At 75.8% G+C, this 17,181-nt stretch carries 15 protein-coding genes; 8 read left to right on the top strand and 7 right to left on the bottom strand.

Annotation, left to right across the window (positions count from 1 at the left end; all coding sequences use genetic code 11):
- Window positions 1-72 precede the first annotated feature (72 nt).
- The 7 genes from IF43_RS0105480 to IF43_RS0105450 all read right to left on the bottom strand — a co-directional run bounded on the left by IF43_RS0105480 (window position 73) and on the right by IF43_RS0105450 (window position 9,455).
- Window positions 73-2,304, bottom strand: coding sequence for an FAD/NAD(P)-binding protein (locus tag IF43_RS0105480; RefSeq protein WP_051794719.1), 2,232 nt, complete (start codon window positions 2,302-2,304; stop codon window positions 73-75).
- The gene (locus tag IF43_RS0105475) at window positions 2,301-3,428 is read right to left on the bottom strand and encodes a 2-aminoethylphosphonate aminotransferase (protein WP_030194585.1); all 1,128 of its coding nucleotides are present in this window, start codon (window positions 3,426-3,428) and stop codon (window positions 2,301-2,303) included. The genes IF43_RS0105480 and IF43_RS0105475 overlap by 4 nt, the downstream gene beginning before the upstream one ends.
- Window positions 3,425-4,543, bottom strand: a complete 1,119-nt coding sequence (gene aepY, locus IF43_RS0105470; protein WP_234331959.1) for a phosphonopyruvate decarboxylase — start codon at window positions 4,541-4,543, stop codon at window positions 3,425-3,427. The genes IF43_RS0105475 and aepY overlap by 4 nt, the downstream gene beginning before the upstream one ends.
- Window positions 4,540-6,141, bottom strand: a complete 1,602-nt coding sequence (locus tag IF43_RS42370; protein WP_063753270.1) for an isocitrate lyase/phosphoenolpyruvate mutase family protein — start codon at window positions 6,139-6,141, stop codon at window positions 4,540-4,542. Before IF43_RS42370 ends, aepY begins: the two co-directional genes overlap by 4 nt.
- 112 nt (window positions 6,142-6,253) lie before the next feature.
- Window positions 6,254-6,928 (bottom strand): 4'-phosphopantetheinyl transferase, encoded by a 675-nt coding sequence (locus IF43_RS0105460; protein WP_030194576.1) that lies wholly within the window; start codon window positions 6,926-6,928, stop codon window positions 6,254-6,256.
- A complete protein-coding gene (locus tag IF43_RS0105455) occupies window positions 6,925-8,526 on the bottom strand; it encodes an MFS transporter (RefSeq protein ID WP_051794716.1) in 1,602 nt (533 codons plus the stop codon). The genes IF43_RS0105460 and IF43_RS0105455 overlap by 4 nt, the downstream gene beginning before the upstream one ends.
- Entirely contained in the window at window positions 8,523-9,455 is a 933-nt protein-coding gene (locus IF43_RS0105450) for a sterol desaturase family protein (RefSeq protein WP_030194570.1), read from the bottom strand. The genes IF43_RS0105455 and IF43_RS0105450 overlap by 4 nt, the downstream gene beginning before the upstream one ends.
- A gap of 272 nt (window positions 9,456-9,727) precedes the next feature.
- Here IF43_RS0105450 and IF43_RS0105445 point away from each other — a divergent pair, with 272 nt between their 5' ends.
- The 8 genes from IF43_RS0105445 to IF43_RS0105410 are packed head-to-tail and all read left to right on the top strand — an operon-like array spanning window position 9,728 to window position 17,113.
- On the top strand, window positions 9,728-10,531 hold the full coding sequence (locus IF43_RS0105445; RefSeq protein ID WP_051794714.1) for an alpha/beta fold hydrolase: 804 nt from the start codon (window positions 9,728-9,730) through the stop codon (window positions 10,529-10,531).
- 3 nt (window positions 10,532-10,534) lie between these two features.
- Complete coding sequence (locus tag IF43_RS0105440; protein ID WP_030194562.1) at window positions 10,535-11,728, top strand: beta-ketoacyl synthase; 1,194 nt, start codon at window positions 10,535-10,537, stop codon at window positions 11,726-11,728.
- Window positions 11,728-12,753, top strand: coding sequence for a beta-ketoacyl synthase N-terminal-like domain-containing protein (locus IF43_RS0105435; RefSeq protein ID WP_051794712.1), 1,026 nt, complete (start codon window positions 11,728-11,730; stop codon window positions 12,751-12,753). Before IF43_RS0105440 ends, IF43_RS0105435 begins: the two co-directional genes overlap by 1 nt.
- Entirely contained in the window at window positions 12,747-13,541 is a 795-nt protein-coding gene (locus tag IF43_RS0105430) for an SDR family oxidoreductase (RefSeq protein WP_030194556.1), read from the top strand. The genes IF43_RS0105435 and IF43_RS0105430 overlap by 7 nt, the downstream gene beginning before the upstream one ends.
- A gap of 36 nt (window positions 13,542-13,577) precedes the next feature.
- Window positions 13,578-13,874, top strand: coding sequence for an acyl carrier protein (locus IF43_RS0105425; RefSeq protein WP_199922675.1), 297 nt, complete (start codon window positions 13,578-13,580; stop codon window positions 13,872-13,874).
- A complete protein-coding gene (locus tag IF43_RS0105420) occupies window positions 13,874-14,617 on the top strand; it encodes an SDR family NAD(P)-dependent oxidoreductase (RefSeq protein ID WP_030194550.1) in 744 nt (247 codons plus the stop codon). The genes IF43_RS0105425 and IF43_RS0105420 overlap by 1 nt, the downstream gene beginning before the upstream one ends.
- A complete protein-coding gene (locus tag IF43_RS0105415) occupies window positions 14,598-15,905 on the top strand; it encodes a beta-ketoacyl synthase (RefSeq protein ID WP_078909931.1) in 1,308 nt (435 codons plus the stop codon). The genes IF43_RS0105420 and IF43_RS0105415 overlap by 20 nt, the downstream gene beginning before the upstream one ends.
- On the top strand, window positions 15,902-17,113 hold the full coding sequence (locus IF43_RS0105410) for a beta-ketoacyl synthase N-terminal-like domain-containing protein (RefSeq protein WP_030194544.1): 1,212 nt from the start codon (window positions 15,902-15,904) through the stop codon (window positions 17,111-17,113). Before IF43_RS0105415 ends, IF43_RS0105410 begins: the two co-directional genes overlap by 4 nt.
- Window positions 17,114-17,181 lie beyond the last annotated feature (68 nt).

Below are 17,181 nucleotides of genomic sequence, written 5' to 3'. Positions count from 1 at the left end.
CGGGACGGGCGCGCCCGTGGCAGGAGCCACGGGCGAGCCCGTCCTCGCGCGGGCGGCGGTGCCGCCGCGGTGTCAGAGCCCTTCGGACGCGCTCCCGTCGCCGACCGTCGCCCAGAACCCGCGCAGCCACACCAGGGTGTCCTGCATGACGTAGTGATCCACGTGCGGGCGCAGCGCCGACAGCAGGAACGAGCGGGCCCCCTCGGCCGGCACCCCGAGGACGGTGATCCGGGGGTCGACGGTCCCGTCGCGCCGCACGGGGTGGAACTCCGGCGACAGGTCGAGGCCCCCGGGTTCGAACACCTCGCCGTCGGCGGAGACGTTGCGCCACAGACGCACCAGACCGTGGTCCATCAGGTTGCGGTACAGGGGCATGGCGTCCAGGCGGGGGTCGAAGCCGTGGACGCGCGCCTCGACCAGGACGTCGACGGGGCGGGCGTACCCGGTGCGGGGGCCCTCGACGACCGCGCGGGCGTCCGCGCCGCCCGGGCGGACCCGTGCGTCGGGGCCGGCGCCCACGTCCAGCAGCCCGCAGTCCATCAGGGCGGCGATCTTGGCCATGACCTCGGGGGCGGCGCCGTTGCCGAGCCGGTTGTGGTGGCTGACGTGGCGGCGCAGGAACGCGCGCTGCGAGGCGGCGGTCAGCCCCGCGTCGTCCACGGCGTACGAGATGACCGAGCGCAGGTCGCGCCAGACACCGTCCGCGGCGGCCTTGTGCGGGCTGCGCAGGTTGCCCTGGCGGGCCCGCAGCTGGTCGCGCGCCATGAACGCGGCGACCTGCCGCGGCCACTCCCCCGGTGCCCCGACCGCCGGCACGGGACGTACCGCCCGCTCCCAGTCGAAGCGGTTGCCGTGCGGCGAGGGGTCCAGGCCCGTGGGCGACGCGAGGCCGTCGGTGACCAGGTGCGGCGGCATCGAGCGGTCGACGTGCCGGCGCACCTCGGCCTGCACGGTGCCGCCGTACACCGTCCGGGTCCAGTGCAGCAGGACGTCCCGCACCGGCCAGGAGACCTGGCGCTGGGCGGTGGACAGGGCCTGCTCGCCGCGCAGGACGGAGTCCAGTACGGCGGTGATCCCGTCCACCGCCTCCTCCAGCGCGGCCGTCAGGTGTCCGGGGGGCCCGCCGGGGGCCCCGGCGCCGGAGAGGAAGGCCAGGTAGCCGGGCATGGCCCGCTGTGTCAGCAGCAGTGCCGTACCGGGCCCGAAGAGGGTGGCGTAGTGCAGGTGCGCCATCTCCAGGACGACCAGGGGCAGGACGTCCCGGTCGAAGTCCAGCTGCCGCCGGCCGCCGTCGGTACCTGCCGGGACGCCGACGTGCCGGCGGAGCTGGCGGACGGCCTCCTTGGTCAGGAAGGTGCCGGGGTGGTCGGCGCTGCCGTCGCTCGGCTTGTGGTTGTCGGGCCGGGCGAAGGTGAACAGGCCGGACGGGCTGAAGGCCACGATCGCTTCGGGCTCGGCGCCGCCGGGCCGGTAGACCAGGCCGCCGCCCGGCGCGTCGTCGAAGCGGCCGCCCCGGCCCTCGGTGAGGTGCAGCACGACGTCGATGCCCGTCAGGCCCGTGCCGGCGCAGCCCACCACGGATCCGGGGCCGGTGCCGGCCCCGTCCAGCACGGTCTCCATCGGGTAGGCGTGCGGGAGGTACCGCGTGCCGCCGCGGGCGTCGGCCCCGGCGGGGCGCCGGCCGGCCGGGGAGCGCGCGGGGTCGTGGTGGGAGTGCCCGGTGAGCAGCAGCACCTCGTCGGCCGGGTGGCGGGCGCCGTCGGCCGTCGTCACCTCCAGGATGTCGCCCACCGGGACCAGGTCGGTGACCTCCGCGGGGTGCAGGTGGAGGGTGACGCCGGGGTGACGGCGCAGGTCGGCCGCGAACGCGTCGAACATGTCCCGCAGGGCGAGCCCGTGCACGTAGCGCCGGGGCCAGTCCTGCGGACTCAGGTCGAAGTCGGGGTCGCCGGTCTCCTCGAAGCGCCGGCGGCACCATTCGTGCAGGGTGGGCCGGTGGGCCGCGGGGCGCACCGGTCCCGCCCCGGACACCGTGTCGTCGGCGGCGAAGCCGACCTGGGAGGCGACCCGGTTGAGGTAGCTCGTGCGGGCCTGCGCCGGGCTGTGGGCCTGACCGGCCCCGAACTCGCCGCTGCGCTCGAAGACGCGGACCTCCAGGCGCCGGTCCCGCGGGAGTCGGCCGATGGTGGCCGAGAGACGCTCCAGGGCGTACGTCGCCCGGGGGCCGCCGCCGACGACGGCGAGCCGGTAGGGCTCCGCGGCCGGGGCGGTCCGGCTCGGTGCGGTTGCTCGAGAGGTGGTCACCCGCGCCCCGTCCGGTCGTCGTGCAGCAGGCCGGCCAGCGCCGCGAGGAAGCGGTCGACGTCCTCCGTGGTCATCCGGCCCATGGTGGACAGCCGGAACCAGTCCGGGGCCAACTGCTCCTGGGCGCCGTAGACCACGAAGCCCCGGGTCCGCAGCGCGCGGTGCAGCTCGCCGAAGGCCGTGTCCCGCGGGAGGCGGACGGCGGTCAGGGCGGCGGCCCGGTGGGCGGGTGGCAGCAGCAGGTCCAGGCCGAGGTCCGCCAGGCCGGCGCGCAGGTGGAGCGCGAGCGCGGTGTAGCGGGCGTGGCGGGCTTCGCGCCCTTCGGCGAGGGCCAGGTCGAGGGCGGCCTCGAAGGCGTAGTAGGCGGGGATGCCCGGGGTGAAGGCGGGCGCCACCGCCTTCTCCTGGGCCGTGTAGTGGCGGTGCAGGTCCAGGTAGTAGCTGCGCCGGGGCGCCGCGGCGAGCCCCTCGAAGGCGGCCCGGGACGCGCTGACGAAGGCGAGGCCGGGGGCGCCCTCGAGGCACTTGTTGGCCGAGCCGGCCAGCCAGTCGACGCCGTCCTCCGCCAGCGACAGCCGCTCGGCGCCGACGCTGCTGACGGCGTCCAGGATGAGCTCGCGGCCGTGCTCGTGCGCGATCCGGGTCAGCGCCGCCGCGTCGTTGAGCATGCCGCTGCTGGTCTCGTGGTGCACCAGGCCGACGTGGGTCAGGCCCGGGTCGGCGGCCAGCGCCGCGGCCACGGCGGACGGGTCGACGGCGGTGCCCCAGCCCAGTTCGAGGCGGTGGGTCCGGATGCCGTGGGCGTCGGCGATGTGCTGGAACCGCTCCCCGTAGTGGCCGTTGTCGACGACCAGCAGGCCGCCGTCGGCGGGTACGGCCGAGCTGACGGCGGCCTCCACGGCACTCGTGCCGGAGCCGGTGAGGATCACGGAGGTGTGCCGCGCGTCGCCGCCCGCGGCCAGGGTGGTCTTGTGCCGTACGCGGGTGAGGAGGTCGGAGAACTCCGGCTCGCGGTGGCACAGGTCGGGCCCGGCGAGGGCGGCGCGCACGCGCGCGTCGGTCATCACCGGACCGGGGTTCATCAGGACGACCCGGTCGCTACCGGGCGGGGTGGTGTCGGTCATGGGGCGATCGCTCCCTTGAAACGGGCCGCGGAGGCCGGCGGGCGGAGGGCGGGACGGCCGAGTCCCGGGTCGGATCCGGGGGCGATGCGCACCCGGATCAGTTGCGCCCCGCCGGCTGCCTGGGCGTGCCGGACGGCCTCGGCCAGGGCGGCGGCGTCGGCCACGTCGGCGGTGGCGCGGTAGCCGCAGGCGGCGGCGATCGCGGCGAAGTCCACGCCCGCCGATGCCGTGGGCTGGCCTCCGGTGGACTCGTAGGCCTCGTTGTCGAGCAGGACGTGGCACAGGTCGGTGTCCGCGTGGCGGCCGATGGTGGCCATGGCCTCCAGGCGCATGAGGGCGGCGCCGTCGCCGTCGAGGGCCAGGACGCGGCGGCCGGGGGCGTGCAGGGCCACGCCCAGGGCGACGCTCGAGGCGCAGCCCATCGAGCCGACGACGTAGAGGTTCCCGGGGCGGTCGAAGTCGCGTTCCAGTTCGCGCGCGGTCTTGCCCGTCGTGGCGACGACGAGGGTGCGCGGGTCCATGGCGTCGACGATGTGCCCGATGGCTTCGGCGCGTCGCATCGGGCGCGGGCCGGCGGCGGTGTGCGGCGCGGTGGGGTACGGGGCGACGGCGCCCTTGGGGACGACGAAGGCGTACGGCAGCCCGGTGGCGGCCATGTGGGCCTCGGCCGACGCGAGGCGCTCGGCGAGCCCGGCCGGGTCCTCGGGGAGCACCTCGTGCGCGATCTCCATGGCCGTGAGCATCTCGGTGGTGATCCGGCCCATCAGTTCGTGCTGGGGCTCGTCGGGGTGGCCGGGCCGACCCCGCCAGGTGACGAACAGCAGGACGGGCAGCCGCAGCGTGTGGCACAGGGACGTGAGCGGGTTGACGGTGTTGCCGAGGCCGGAGTTCTGCAGGATGACCACGGGCTTGCGGCCCGCCAGGTGGGCACCGGCGGCGAGCGCGACCGCCTCGCCCTCGTTGGTCGCGATCAGGTAGTCGCGCGGGTGCTCGGCCTCCAGGCAGGAGATGACGGGGCCGAGGAACGAGCAGGGCACTCCGGTGAAGGGACCGAAGCCGCGGGTGCGCAGCAGGTCGACCAGGGTGCGCGCGTCGAGCGCGGTGGGGGTGCTCACCGGGCGGCCTCCCCGGTGCCGAGCAGCTCGGCGGCGCGGGCGGCGTCCTGCTCGGTGCGCAGTTCCAGCCAGCCCGAGGCGATCTCGACGGCGCGGATCCGGTGCCCCTCGGCCAGCAGGTCGGCCAGGAGGGTGCCCAGGGCGGCCCCGGTGCCGTCGGCACGGCGCTTCTCGGCGGCGCGGCGCAGGGCGGCGAAGCCGTCGGCGGAGAAGGCCGCGGCGCCGGCGAACTCGCCGTCGCCGGTGCCGGCGGCGAGGACCTCGCCGCCGCCGCTCCCGGCCAGGCGGCGGCCGGCGCGGGCCGTCGATCCGAGGGTGAGCGGCAGCGCGTCGGGGCGGTGGCCGGCGGCGGTCCCGGAGACGTCGACGAGGACGGCGACGTCCGCGTCGGAGGCGGCCAGGCGGCGCAGGGGCTCGGGCTCGACGTACGCGTCGGCGCAGAGCACGACCGTGGTTCCGGGACAGGTCCCGGGCAGGGTGAGCAGCGCTTCGGCGGCGTCGGATCCGCCGGTCAGCCCGGTGACGTCCTGCGGCAGCGGGCCGGCGTCCGTGCCGGGCTCGGCGGCCAGGGCGACCGACTCGATGCCGGCCCGGCGCAGCGCGCCGCACTGCCGGTCGGCGAAGGGTGCCCCGGTTCCGGCGGTGCCCGGGGCGCCGGGGACGACGGCGGCGCGGGGCCGGTTCTCGTACGGGGTGATGTAGGCGGCCTCGTGCTGCTTCTGCCGGGACATGCCCTGGAGGTCGAACACCGTGGCCAGGGGGGCGATGCGGTCCTCGATGCCGGTGGTGCGGTCGTCGCGCAGGATGGCGTCGAAGGTCTCGGTGACGGCGGTGATGCCGGCCCGCAGCCCGTGGTTGGCGTAGATCACCATCTTGGCGCCGGCCTCGGCGAGTTCGGTGGCGGTGACGGTGTGGTAGGTGGTGGGCACCACCACGACGGGGGTGGGGCGCTGCCAGCGGTCGAGGAACTCCAGCACCGGCTCGGGGGAGCTGCCCTTGGCGTGGATGAGTACGGCGTCCGCGCCTGCCTCGGCGTACGCCTCGCCGCGGCGGAGCGCCTCGTCCGTCCCCCAGCCCGCGATCAGGGCCTCGATCCGGGCGATGACCATGAGGTCGGCGGTGCGCTGAGCGGCCTTGGCCGCGCGCAGCTTGCCGCAGAACTCTGCGACGGGCGCCAGTTCCTGGCGGCCCGGGATGAAGCTGTTGACCTTGGGGAAGCGCTTGTCCTCGATGGAGACCCCGGCGATCCCCGCGGCCTCGTAGCGGCGGATCATGTGCATCACGTTGTGGGCGTTGCCGTATCCGGCGTCGCAGTCGGCGACGACGGGGACGTCGACGGCGGCGGCCATCGAGGAGGCCACGGCGTGCAGTTCGCTCATGGTCAGGATGTCGGTGTCGGGCACGCCCTGCGAGGCCGACACCTCCAGTCCGCTGGACCACACGCCGTCGAACCCGGCGCGTTCGGCGAGCCGGGCGCCGAGCGGGTTGTGGGCGCCGACGATGCGTACGGCGCCGGGCCGGGCGAACAGGTCGCGCAGCCGCCTGGCCCCGTGGGCGGGGCGGTCCCCGCTGTGGTCGGTGTTCGTCCCTGCGGTCATGCCGGTTCTCCTGTTGTCCGCTGTCGCGCACGGGGGGCGCAGCGTCTTCGGGGCGGCCCACACAGTGCTGTTACCTGAGTTGTTGTCGAATGCCGGGGGAAGGCCGCGGCGGTCAGACCGTCACGGCGGTCATCACGAGACCCGCGGCGACGAGCCAGCGGCCTTCCAGGGTCGAGAGGCGCCGGTGGCCGATCCGCGGCCCGGCCACCAGCAGCCGGGCGCTGAAGCGCCCGGTGTGGGCGTCGACTTCCGGGGCGCCGGCCGGGGCGAACCGCACCGTGGCCTGGGCGAAGTCCAGCCAGCGGCCGGTGAGCGGGAACCACGCCTTGTAGACGGATTCCTTGGCGCTGAAGAGCACCTTGTCCCAGTGCAGCGCCGGTCTCGCGCGCGCCAGGACGCGCAGTTGGTCGCGCTCGTGCGGGAGCGCGACGGCGGCCAGGACTCCGGCGGACAGCGGCGCGTGCGGCTCCGCGTCGATGCCGAGCGAGGCCACCTCGGTCGTCCGGGCGGCGGCCGCGGCGCGGTAGCCGTCGCAGTGGGTGATCGCCCCGGCCACGCCCGCGGGCCACAGCGGTTCGCCGGCCGCGCCGACGGGCAGCGGACCGGCGGCCACGCCGAGCCCGTGCAGGGCGCGGCGTGCGCAGTGCCGCCCGGTGGTGAAGGCACCGCGCCGCGGCGCGCTCTGCCGGGCGGCGACGGTGAGTTCCTCCGGGTACAGCTCGGCGTCGAGCACGTCGGCGTACTCGTGGGAGCTGGCCACGGCGGGCGGCAGGATCCGCTCGATCACGCGTCCGCTTCCCCGGTGGCGGCACGGGTGGGTGCGGTCACCTTGCCCGGGCCGGCGAACAGTCCGGCGACGGCGCCCAGGGCGGCGACCACCGCGGTGGCGAGCAGGGCGTAGCGCATGCCGTCGAGGAACGCCGCCTGGCCGATCCGGGTCAGCTCGGCGGTCGCCGTACCGGTGCCCAGGTCGGGGGCGAGGCCGACGGCCGCCCCACGGACCGCGGTGCCGGCGCGGCCCTCGGGGACCTCGATGCCGGCGGCGGCGAGTCGCGCGGGCAGCACCGCGGCGACGTACCCGCCGACGATCGCGCCGACGGTGGCCGTGCCGAGGCTGCCGCCGACCTGCATGGAGGTCTGCTGCACACCGCCGGCGACACCGGCGAGTTCGGCCGGGGCGCTGCCGATGACCAGCTTGGTGGCACCGACCATAACCGGGCTGAAGCCCAGCCCCAGCAGGAGGAAGCAGGCCGTGGTCCGCAGGGTGCCGGAGTCGGCGTCCAGTTGGGACAGGGCGGCCATGGCGACGGCGGTGACGGCCAGCCCCGCGGTGACCGGGGCGCGGGGACCCGAGCGGCTGATCCAGATCGCCGCCGGCGGGGCGCCCGCGATCATCAGCAGGGTCAGGCCGAGGACCCGGACGCCGGAGGCGGCGGGCGCCAGGCCCAGTACGTTCTGCAGGTAGAAGATGAGGACGAAGGGCGCGCCGAACATCACGAACGCCATCGCGGTCATCGCCAGGACGCCCACGGTGAAGCGCGTGGAGGCGAACATCCGCAGCGGCAGCAGCGGGTCCTCGGCACGTCGCTCCCACCGGACGAACACGCCGGTCAGCACGGCCGAGGCGGCCAGCAGGAGCAGGGTGCGGGCATCGGCCCGGCCCTGGTCGGCCACCGTGGTCAGGCCGCCGACGAACGCGCACAGGGCGGCGCCGAGCACCGCCATGCCCGGCAGGTCGAGCCGGCCGGGCGCGGCGGGGCGGGGCGCGTCGCGCAGCACCGTGACGCCCAGGAAGAGGGCCAGCGCACCGAGCGGGACGTTGAGGTAGAAGACCCAGCTCCAGTCGGCGTGTTCGACCAGCAGGCCGCCCACGACGGGGCCGGCGGCGGTGGACGCGGCGATGACGGCGCTGCGCACGGCGATGGGCATGTTGAGCCGGTCGGGCGGGAACGCGGCGCGCAGCAGGCCGAGCGTGGCGGGCTGCATCAGCGCGCCGAACACGCCCTGGAGCACGCGCAGGGCGATGACCCACCCGAGGTGGCCGCTGGCGCCGATGGCCACCGAGGTGGCGGTGAACCCGGCGGCGCCGAGGAGGAACATCCGGCGATGGCCGTAGCGGTCGCCCAGCTTGCCCGCGGTGATCAGCAGCGCCGCCACGGCCAGCAGGTAGCCGTTGGTGACCCATTGGATGCCGGTCAGGTCGGCGCCCAGGTCGGCCTGCATGGCCGGCTGGGCGACGGTGACGATGGTCCCGTCGAGCGAGACCATCATGGCGCCGACCGACAGGGTCAGGAGCGTGAGCCAGGGGTGGCCCCGCACGATGCGCCGCCGCGGGGACGGCGGCGCCTGCCCGTCGGTCGCGGACGCCCGGTCGGTCCCGCTCACGCCGGCAGCCCGTCCGCCGCTCCCACGGGAGCCTTCGCGGGACCCTGGCCGCCCGCGGCGGGGCCGGCGGTGTCCTCGGCGGGCTTCCACCCGGGCGGGCCGAAGACGTGGCCGAGCTTGTGCCGCAGGGTGCGGGCCGTGCGCACGTCGCGGATCATGTTGCCGAACTCGTGGACCTGGATCTTCCAGATGGAGAAGGTCTGCAGCTGCTTGGTCAGGCCGTAGGTGGGGCGCTGGACCTCGGGCTGGAAGGTGCCGAAGAGGCGGTCCCACAGGATCAGGATGCTGCCGAAGTTCTTGTCGAGGTACTCCGGGTCGGTGCCGTGGTGGACCCGGTGGTGCGAGGGGGTCACGAAGACGTACTCGAACCACCGCGGCAGCTTCCCGATCTTCTCGGTGTGCGCGAAGAGGCCGTACACGAGGTGCACCGAGTGCATGGTGAACACCAGCGCCGGGTGGATGCCGAGCAGCGGCAGCGGGAACCAGATCATCTTCTCGAACCACTGGGCCCACTTGCGGCGCAGCGCGGTCGACAGGTTGAAGTACTGGCTGGAGTGGTGGACCTGGTGCCCGGCCCAGATCAGCCGGACCCCGTGGGCGGCGCGGTGGTACCAGTACAGCAGGAACTCGACGCCGACGAAGAGGACGACCCAGGTCACCCACGAGCGGGCGGACAGGTGCCACGGGGCCACGTACTCGTAGACGAGCAGGTACAGGGCCAGCGCGATGGTCCGCAGCGTCGTGGAGGACACGAGGGCGCCGATGCCCGTGAGGATGCTCGCCCGGTGGTCCCTCAGGTCGTAGCCGGGCCGCCCGTCGTGGTCGTCGCCGTACTTGAGGGCGAGCATCTCGATCCCGATGAGCAGCGCCATCGCGGGCAGAGCGTAGACCGCCGGATCGTGCAGCCGGTCTATCACCTTGTCGAGCATGGCTTCTCCTTGATTTTCGATTCCCAGCACCCTAGGCACGCCCTCCTAAACACCTCCCTAAAGCGGCACTTAATTGCGGTCCGTGCCGACCGTTTAAGGTCCCGCAACAGGGGGGTTTAAGGTCGGCTTTAGCCCCATCCCACTACGCTGACCAGCGGCTTGGCCAGGATCCCGCGAGACCGCGTTGGAAGAGAGCACCGGCCCGCGCCGATCGAGATTCACGAATTCCGGGTCGGCAACCAATTTCTCGACGACCTAGGAATGGGGGACGGATGGCCGCCACTTGCCTCAGCGTCCGGCGGGCCCGGGCGGCGCACGCCGGACCCCCGGTCCGCGTGCTCGCCCTGCACGGTCTCGCCGCGAGCGGCACCACCTGGCGGGCGTACGCGGAACACGCCGCGCCGGCGGTCGAGCTGTGGACGGCGGAGCTGCCGTGGGGGCCCGCCGGCGGTGCCGCGTGGAGCCACGCCGGCGACCCCGCCGAGTGGATCGGCCGGGCGCTCGCCGAGGTGCCGGGCGGCGTCGACGTGCTCGTCGCGCACTCCTTCGCCGCGGTGCTCGCCCTGGAGTACCTGGCGGCCGCCGGGCCGGCGGCACGGCCCCGCGCGGCGGTGCTGGTCTCGCCCTTCCACCGGCGCCGCCCGGAGGACTTCCACTGGGACACCGCGCAGCACTACCTGTCCGTCTTCCAGGACGTGTTCGACGAGGCCCTGCGGCTCGGCTCGACCCGTGCGCTGCCGGCGCAGACGCGGCGGGACATGGCGCTGGTGGTGCGCGACGGGGTGGGCCCGTACGGCTGGCTCCGCTTCTACGAGTCGTACCTGCGCAGCCCGTTCGTCGACGTCGACCGGGTCGACGTGCCCGTGCTGGTGGTGGCCGGTGACGGCGACCGGTTCGCCCCGCCCGAGGACGCCGAGGAGCTGGCGGCCGCGCTGCCGCACGGCCGGCGGACCCTGCTGCCGGACTGCGGGCACTTCCCCATGACCGAGCGGGCGGGCGCGTTCGCGCACGCCGTCCACGCTCTGCTGGCCGAACTGTGGCCGGCCGCCTTCGGCCCCTCCACGAGAGCGAGTTGAGACGTGGCCACCGTCAGCACCACCGACGTGTTCGTGACCGGCATCGGGGCGGTCAGCTGCCTGGGCGGCACCGCGGGCGAGTTCTGGGCCGGGCTCAACGCGGGCGCCCCCCTGCCGGTCCCCGTGCCCGGGCTCACGGAGTACGTGCCGGACGCCCTGGCGTACCGGGTGTCCGACGGACCCGCCGAGGACGCCGGGGGCGCCGGGCACGCCGGGGACGCCGGAGACGCCCGGGGCCGGGCCACGGGTTTCGCCCTGCGCGCCGCCCGCGAGGCGCTCGCCGACGCGGGCCTGTCCCCCGCGGTCACCGCCGACATGGCCGTGGTGATCGGCACCGCCGGCGGGGACGGCGGTGTCCGCGAGGGTCGGGTGCCCGGCGGCGGGAGCTGGCGGACGCCGTTCTCGGTGGCGGCGGCGGTCGGCGGGGCGCTCGGTTCCTTCGGCACCAACATCAGCGTCAGCAACGCGTGCGCTGCCAGTGGTTACGCGCTGTCCGTCGCCGTGGACCTGATCCGCCGCGACGAGGCGGACACGGTGCTGGTCGGCGGCGCCGAGGGCCTCGCGTGGGTGCCGCCGGCCGCGTTCGACAGGCTGGGCGCCACCGACCCCGAGCGGTGCCGGCCCTTCGACGCGCGGCGCCGGGGCACCGTCTTCGGCGAGGGCGCCGCGATGCTCGTCGTGCAGTCCGCCCGGGCGGCGGCCGGGCGCCCCGTCTACGGGCAGGTCCGGGGCACGGCGTGGAGCTGCGACGCCCACCACCCCACGGCCCTGGACCCGGAGGGGAGCCAGCTGGTGCGGGTGGCCCGGGACGCACTGGCCGCGGCCGGGAGGGCCCCGGACGGGATCGGCTGCGTCATCCCGCACGGCACCGGCACGCCGCCCAACGACGAGGTGGAGTACCGGGTCCTGCGCGAGGTGTTCGGCGAACGCGTCGCCGACACCCCCCTGTTCAGCCTCAAGACGTTCATCGGGCACACCGCCGGGGCCTCCGCCGCGTTCGCCGCCGTCGGCGCCGCGCTGATGGCACGGCACGGCCGTGTCCCCGCCAACGCGCCGCTGCAGTACCCGGATCCCTCCTGCCCGGTGTGGCTGCCGCCCACGCCGCTGCGGCTGGCGCCGCACCGGTCCGACGTCCTGATCAACGCGTACGCGTTCGGCGGCAGCAACTTCGCCATGGTGTTCGGGGGTGTGCGGTGATGGCGGCCGCCACGGTGGCCGAGTCCCTCGTCCACGGCGCCGGGCTGGTCCTGCCCCCGGCCGGACACACCCCCGGCGCGCCCTGGTTCGACCACCGGGCCCGGCTGGGCCGCGGCCACCGCTTCCTGCCGGCCGCCGGCCAGTACCTGGTCGCGGCCGGGCGGGACGCCCTGGCCGCCGTCGACGGCTGGACCGAGCGGCAGCCGGCGGAGCGGCGGGGCGCCGTGGTGGGCACGAACAGTGCGGTCGCCGCGGTGCACGCCGACATCGACGCGACGGTCCGCCGGGACGGGGCCGGAGCGCTCAGCCCGATGGGGGTGCCCTTCTTCTCGGTCAACCTCGTCGCGGTCCGGCTGTCCACCGAGCACCGGCTCAAGGGCTTCAACCTGACGGTCACCTCGCCCCGCGTGGCCGGTGTCGAGGCCCTGCACCTGGCCGCGCGCGAGCTGGCCGCGGGCCGGGCCGACACGGTCCTGTCGGGGGCGGCGGAGGCGCCGGACCCGTGGGCGGGGGACGCCGCGCCCGAGGACGGGGCCGCGCTGCTCCTGCTGCACCCCGCTCCCGGGGTGGCGCCCCGGGGCGCCGCCGCGCGCGAGGTCCGTCCCGCCGCGCCCGACGACCCCGCGGTGCTGCGCACCACGCTGCGGTTCGTGCCGCCGCCCGCGCTCACCACGCCCGAGGGCCGGGCCCGGGCCGCGGCGGCCGTGCACGACGCGCTGGAGTCGCTGCACCCGACCGGGGGTGCGCCGCCGGAGATCCGGCTGCTGGCCGACCCCTCCCCCGTCGGCGGGGCGGTCGAGCGTGCCGTACGCGCCTGGTCCGCCGGGCGGGCGTCCGTCTCGACGGCCCGCTCCGGCCCCCGCGCCGGGTCCCTGGCCCCGGTCACCGAGCTGGCGGACGGCGTCCTGACCGGCTCGCCGCGCCCGCTGCTGGTGGTGGCCGCGGCCGCCCAGGGCAACGTCGCCTTCGCAGCGCTCTCATCGCCGAACCGCCCGGAACCGACCAAGAGGTGTGACACATGCTGACTTCCGTCAAGGGCTCGTGGTGCCTGATCCTGGGCGTCTCCAGCGGGATGGGGCGGGCCACCGCCCTGGCCATGGCCCGTGAGGGCGCGCACGTCTTCGGTGTCCACTTCAGCACCGCGGTGCAGCAGGAGGAGGCCGACGCCCTGGAGGCCGACCTGCGCGCCATGGGCGTACAGGTGCGCTTCCACAACGCCAACGCGGCGAGCCGGCAGACCCGCGCCGAGCTCGTCCCGCTGCTGGCCGAGGCCGCCGGTCCGGACGGCATCAGGGTGGTGCTGCACTCTCTGGCCTTCGGCAGCCTGCTGCCGTACATCCCCGGGCCGGACGCCGAGGACGTCATCAGCCAGCGGCAGATGGACATGACGGTCGGCGTCATGGGCCACAGCCTCGTCTACTGGGTCCAGGACCTCCACGCCGCCGGGCTGCTCCGGCGCGGCGCCAAGGTGCTCGCGCTGACCAGCCGCGGCGACAGCCGGGTGATGCCGAACTACGGGGCGGTGTCCGCCGCCAAGTCCGCCCTGGCCGCGCACGTACGGCAGCTGGCCGTCGAACTCGCCCCCGCGGGCATCGGCGTGAACGCCCTGCGCGCCGGCCTGACGCTGACCCCCGCCCTGATCCGCATCCCGGGCAGTGACGAACTGGCCCGCCGGGCCTCCGAGGCGAACCCCCACGGCCGGATCACCGTTCCGGAGGACGTCGCCGAGGCCGTGGTGATGCTGTCGGCCAGCGACTCGTCCTGGATCACCGGCAACGTCATCGACGTCGACGGCGGCGAAGGCCTCGTCTGACCCCCGCACACCCGACCCCTGATGGAGGCACTTGCCATGACCGACCGGACCCCCACCCCTGCCACCGCTCCTGCTGCCGCTGCGGCTGCCGCCGTGCTCGACCTCGAGGACCTGCGCAGCACCCTCGCGTCGATCATCGACGTCGACACCGACGAGGTCACCGACACCGCCGACTTCAAGGAGGACCTGGACGTCGACTCCCTGCTGGCCCTGGAGATCCTGGTCGCACTGGAGCGCAAGTACCAGGTCAGGATGGAGCAGTCCAACCTCCAGGAGGTCCGCTCCCTGAAGGCCACCTACGACCTGCTGTCCGAGAAGCTGGGGGCGGCCTGATGGCGGGCTCCCGCAAGGTCGCGCTCGTCACGGGCGGGTCCCGGGGGATCGGCCGGGCGGTGGTGGAGCGACTGCTCGAGGACGGCCACGACGTGGCCTACTGCGCGCGCTCGCTCCCCGAGGACACCCGTCCGCTGGAGCGGCTGGCGGCCGACCACGGCGTCCGGGTGCACGGCACCGCCCTCGACGTGACGGACGCGGCCGCGGTGGCGGCGTTCGTCGAGGACACCGAAGAGCGCCTCGGCCCGCTCGACGTGGTCGTCACCAGTGCCGGCGTGGTCCGCGACGGGCCGCTGGCGACGATGACGGCCGAAGCCTGGCACGAGGTCGTCGACACCAACCTGACCGGCACCTTCCACGTGTGCCGCGCGGCCGTGTTCCCGCTGATGCGGCGGCAGCGGGGCAGCATCGTGACGATCTCGTCCGTGGCCGGCGTCCGGGCCAGCGCCTCGCAGACCAACTACTCCGCCTCCAAGGCCGGGATCATCGGCTTCACCAGGTCCCTGGCGGACGAGGTGGCCCGGTTCGGGATCCGCGCCAACGTGGTCGCGCCCGGCCTGATCGACACCGACGTGGCGGGCGGGCTGTCCGACAAGGCCCGCACGCGGTTGCTCGCGAAGATCCCCCTCGGCCGCGCGGGCACGGTCCGGGAGGTCGCCGACACCGTCGCGTTCCTGGCCTCCGACCGGGCCGGCTACATCACGGGGCAGGTGATCGGGGTCGATGGCGGCGTCAGCAACTGAGGGCACGGGCCCCGTGGTCCGCGACCCGGAGACGACCGTGGTGGTGACCGGGCTCGGCGTGCTCAGCCCGATCGGCACCACCGTCGAGACCTTCTGGCGGTCGGCGCTGGAGGGAGTGGTCGGCACCGGACCGCTGGACCGGCCCGACGCCGCGGACTTCCCCGCCGCGCTGGCGGGCCAGGTCCCCGGCTTCGACGCGCCGCGCGGCCGCGGCGACCGCAGCGCCCGGCTCGCCGTGGCCGCCGCGGCCGCCGCCGCCACGGACGCCGGCCTCGACGGCGGACCCGCCGACCCGTACCGCACCGGCGTGTGCCTGGGCACCCTGCTGGGCAACCGGGCCGGTCTGGAGCCGGCCGTCACCGCCTTCCACCGGGCCGCCGCCGGCGGCCCGCCGGTACCGGACCGGCCGCTCGCCGGGCCCGCCGGGGCGCCGATCGTGGACCTCGCGGACGTCGTCGGCCGGCACCTCGGTGCATGGGGGCCCAGCCTGGTGGTGGCCACGGCGTGCGCATCCGGCAACAGCGCGCTGGCGCACGCGGCGGACACCATCCGCGCCGGGCGCGCCGACGTGATGCTGGCCGGCGGTGTCGACGAGCTGTCCAGCGGCGTGATGACGATGTTCGCCAGCCTGCGCTCGCTCGCGCCCGACGCGCTGCGCCCCTTCGACCGCGACCGGGCCGGGCTGGTGGTGTCCGAGGGTGCCGCCGTCCTCGTCCTGGAGTCGGCCGCACACGCGCACCGCCGCGGGGCACGGGTGTACGCGGAGCTGGCCGGCTGGGCCTCGGCCGCCGACGCCCACCACATGACGGCCCCGCACCCCGAGGGCCGCGGCGCGGTGCTGTCGATGAGCCGGGCCCTGGCCCGGGCCGGGCTCGCCCCGGAGAGCGTCGACCACATCAGCGCGCACGGCACGGGCACTCCGTCCAACGACCGCGTCGAGGCCCTTGCCATCCGCGCGGTGTTCGGCGCCCACGCACCCGCCGTGACCTCCCTCAAGGGGGCGCTGGGCCACACCCAGGGCGCGGCGAGCGCGATCGAGGCGGTGGCCTGCGTCCTGGCGCTGCGCGACGGGGTGGTGCCGCCCACGGCGCACCTGGACGTCCTGGACCCGCAGTGCCCGGTGGACGTGGTCCGGGGCGGGGCCCGGGAGTTGCCGGTGCGCGTGGCCGTGAACAACGCGTTCGGCTTCGGGGGCAACACCGCGTGCACGGTGTTCACCCGCCCCGGCTCCACCCGCCCCGGCCTCGCCCGACCCGTCCGTACGATCCCGGCAGGAAGCACTCGATGAACGGCTCCGTCGCCCTCACCGGCATCGGCCTGACCTGCGCGCTCGGCGAGGGCCTGGACGCGGTCTGGGAAGGCCTGCTGGCGGGCCGCACCCCCTTCGCGGACCGGGCGGCGCCCGGCGAGCTGTACCCCGGCGCGGCCCGTTCGCGGGCCGCCGCGCTCGCCGACGACCTGCCGGACGTACCCGCCTTCGGGCGGCGCCGGCTGCGCGCCCTGAGCCGGGAGTCCCTGCTGGCCTCCCGGGTGGCCCTGCTCGCCTGGCAGGACGCCGGGCTGGACCCGGCGGGGGCCGGGGCGGGCGGCGCGGACCCGCACCCGTGGGCCGCGGAGGACGTGGGCGTGGTCCTGGGCACCGCGGCGGGCGGCCTGACGGGCTATCTGCAGGTGCTGCACGACGGGCTGACGCTGGGTCCGGAGCTGGTCAGCCCGTACCAGGGTCCGCAGGGCAGCCTGAACGCGGCCGTCTCGGACCTGTGCATCGCCGCCGGCGCCCAGGGGCCCGTCCTGACCCTGACCGCCGGGCGCTGCGCGGGCGCGCACGCGCTGACCGTGGCGGCCGACTGGCTGCGCACCGGCCAGGCCCGGGCCGTGCTGGTGGCGGCCGTGGACGTGCTGGACCCGGTCCGGCTGGCCGCCGGGCGGAGCACCGGCGACCCCGCCCCGTTCGCCGCCGGGCGCGCCGGAGCACTGCCCGGCGAGGCGGCCGTGGTGTTCGTCGTGGAGGACGCCGCACGGGCCAGGGCCCGGGGTGCCCGGGTGCACGCGGAGGTCACCGGCCTGGAAGCCCTGCGCGGGACCGATGTGGCCGGCACCGCCCACCGCGCGATCGGCCGGGCGGTGGCCGCCACCGGCCCGGGGGGCGAGCGGATCGGCCTGGTGGTCTCCTCGGCCTGCGGCGACGAGGCCACCGACCGGGACGAGGCGCTCGCGCTGGCCGCCGCCACCACCGGCGGCACCCCGGTCTTCAGCCCGTTCGGCGCCCTGGGCGACTGCGCCGGGGGCACGGCCCTGCTCCAGGTCGCGCTGGCGGCGAAGGCCCTGACCGAGGGCCGCACGCCGCCGACGCCCGGCCTGGACGGCTGGGACCCGCGGCTGCCGGAGCTCGCGGTGGGCGGGGCGCACCCACCCGGGGACGGGCCCGCGCTGGTCCTGACGACCGACGTCCAGGGCCACGCGTCGGCGGTCCTGGTGCGCGCCCCGCGCCCCTGAACCCCGCCGCAGCTGAGAACTCGTGATCGAACGGGCCCGGTCTCCCGGAACCCGTGTACGGAGGTAGG

Source organism: Streptomyces sp. NRRL S-87 (assembly GCF_000719335.1).
Classification (GTDB): Bacteria; Actinomycetota; Actinomycetes; order Streptomycetales; family Streptomycetaceae; genus Streptomyces.
The sequence above is the reverse complement of the archived record's forward strand: the minus strand, read 5'-3'. Positions and strand labels throughout refer to the sequence as shown.

Excerpts from the sequence above, each read along its gene's own strand:
- IF43_RS0105410 (WP_030194544.1), top strand. The coding sequence starts at position 15,902 with ATGAACGGCTCCGTCGCCCTCACCGGCATCGGCCTGACCTGCGCGCTC.
- IF43_RS0105450 (WP_030194570.1), bottom strand. The coding sequence starts at position 9,455 with ATGCTCGACAAGGTGATAGACCGGCTGCACGATCCGGCGGTCTACGCT.
- IF43_RS0105425 (WP_199922675.1), top strand. The coding sequence starts at position 13,578 with ATGACCGACCGGACCCCCACCCCTGCCACCGCTCCTGCTGCCGCTGCG.
- IF43_RS0105445 (WP_051794714.1), top strand. The coding sequence starts at position 9,728 with ATGGCCGCCACTTGCCTCAGCGTCCGGCGGGCCCGGGCGGCGCACGCC.
- IF43_RS0105435 (WP_051794712.1), top strand. The coding sequence starts at position 11,728 with ATGGCGGCCGCCACGGTGGCCGAGTCCCTCGTCCACGGCGCCGGGCTG.
- IF43_RS0105430 (WP_030194556.1), top strand. The coding sequence starts at position 12,747 with ATGCTGACTTCCGTCAAGGGCTCGTGGTGCCTGATCCTGGGCGTCTCC.
- IF43_RS0105420 (WP_030194550.1), top strand. The coding sequence starts at position 13,874 with ATGGCGGGCTCCCGCAAGGTCGCGCTCGTCACGGGCGGGTCCCGGGGG.
- IF43_RS0105415 (WP_078909931.1), top strand. The coding sequence starts at position 14,598 with ATGGCGGCGTCAGCAACTGAGGGCACGGGCCCCGTGGTCCGCGACCCG.
- IF43_RS0105475 (WP_030194585.1), bottom strand. The coding sequence starts at position 3,428 with ATGACCGACACCACCCCGCCCGGTAGCGACCGGGTCGTCCTGATGAAC.
- IF43_RS42370 (WP_063753270.1), bottom strand. The coding sequence starts at position 6,141 with ATGACCGCAGGGACGAACACCGACCACAGCGGGGACCGCCCCGCCCAC.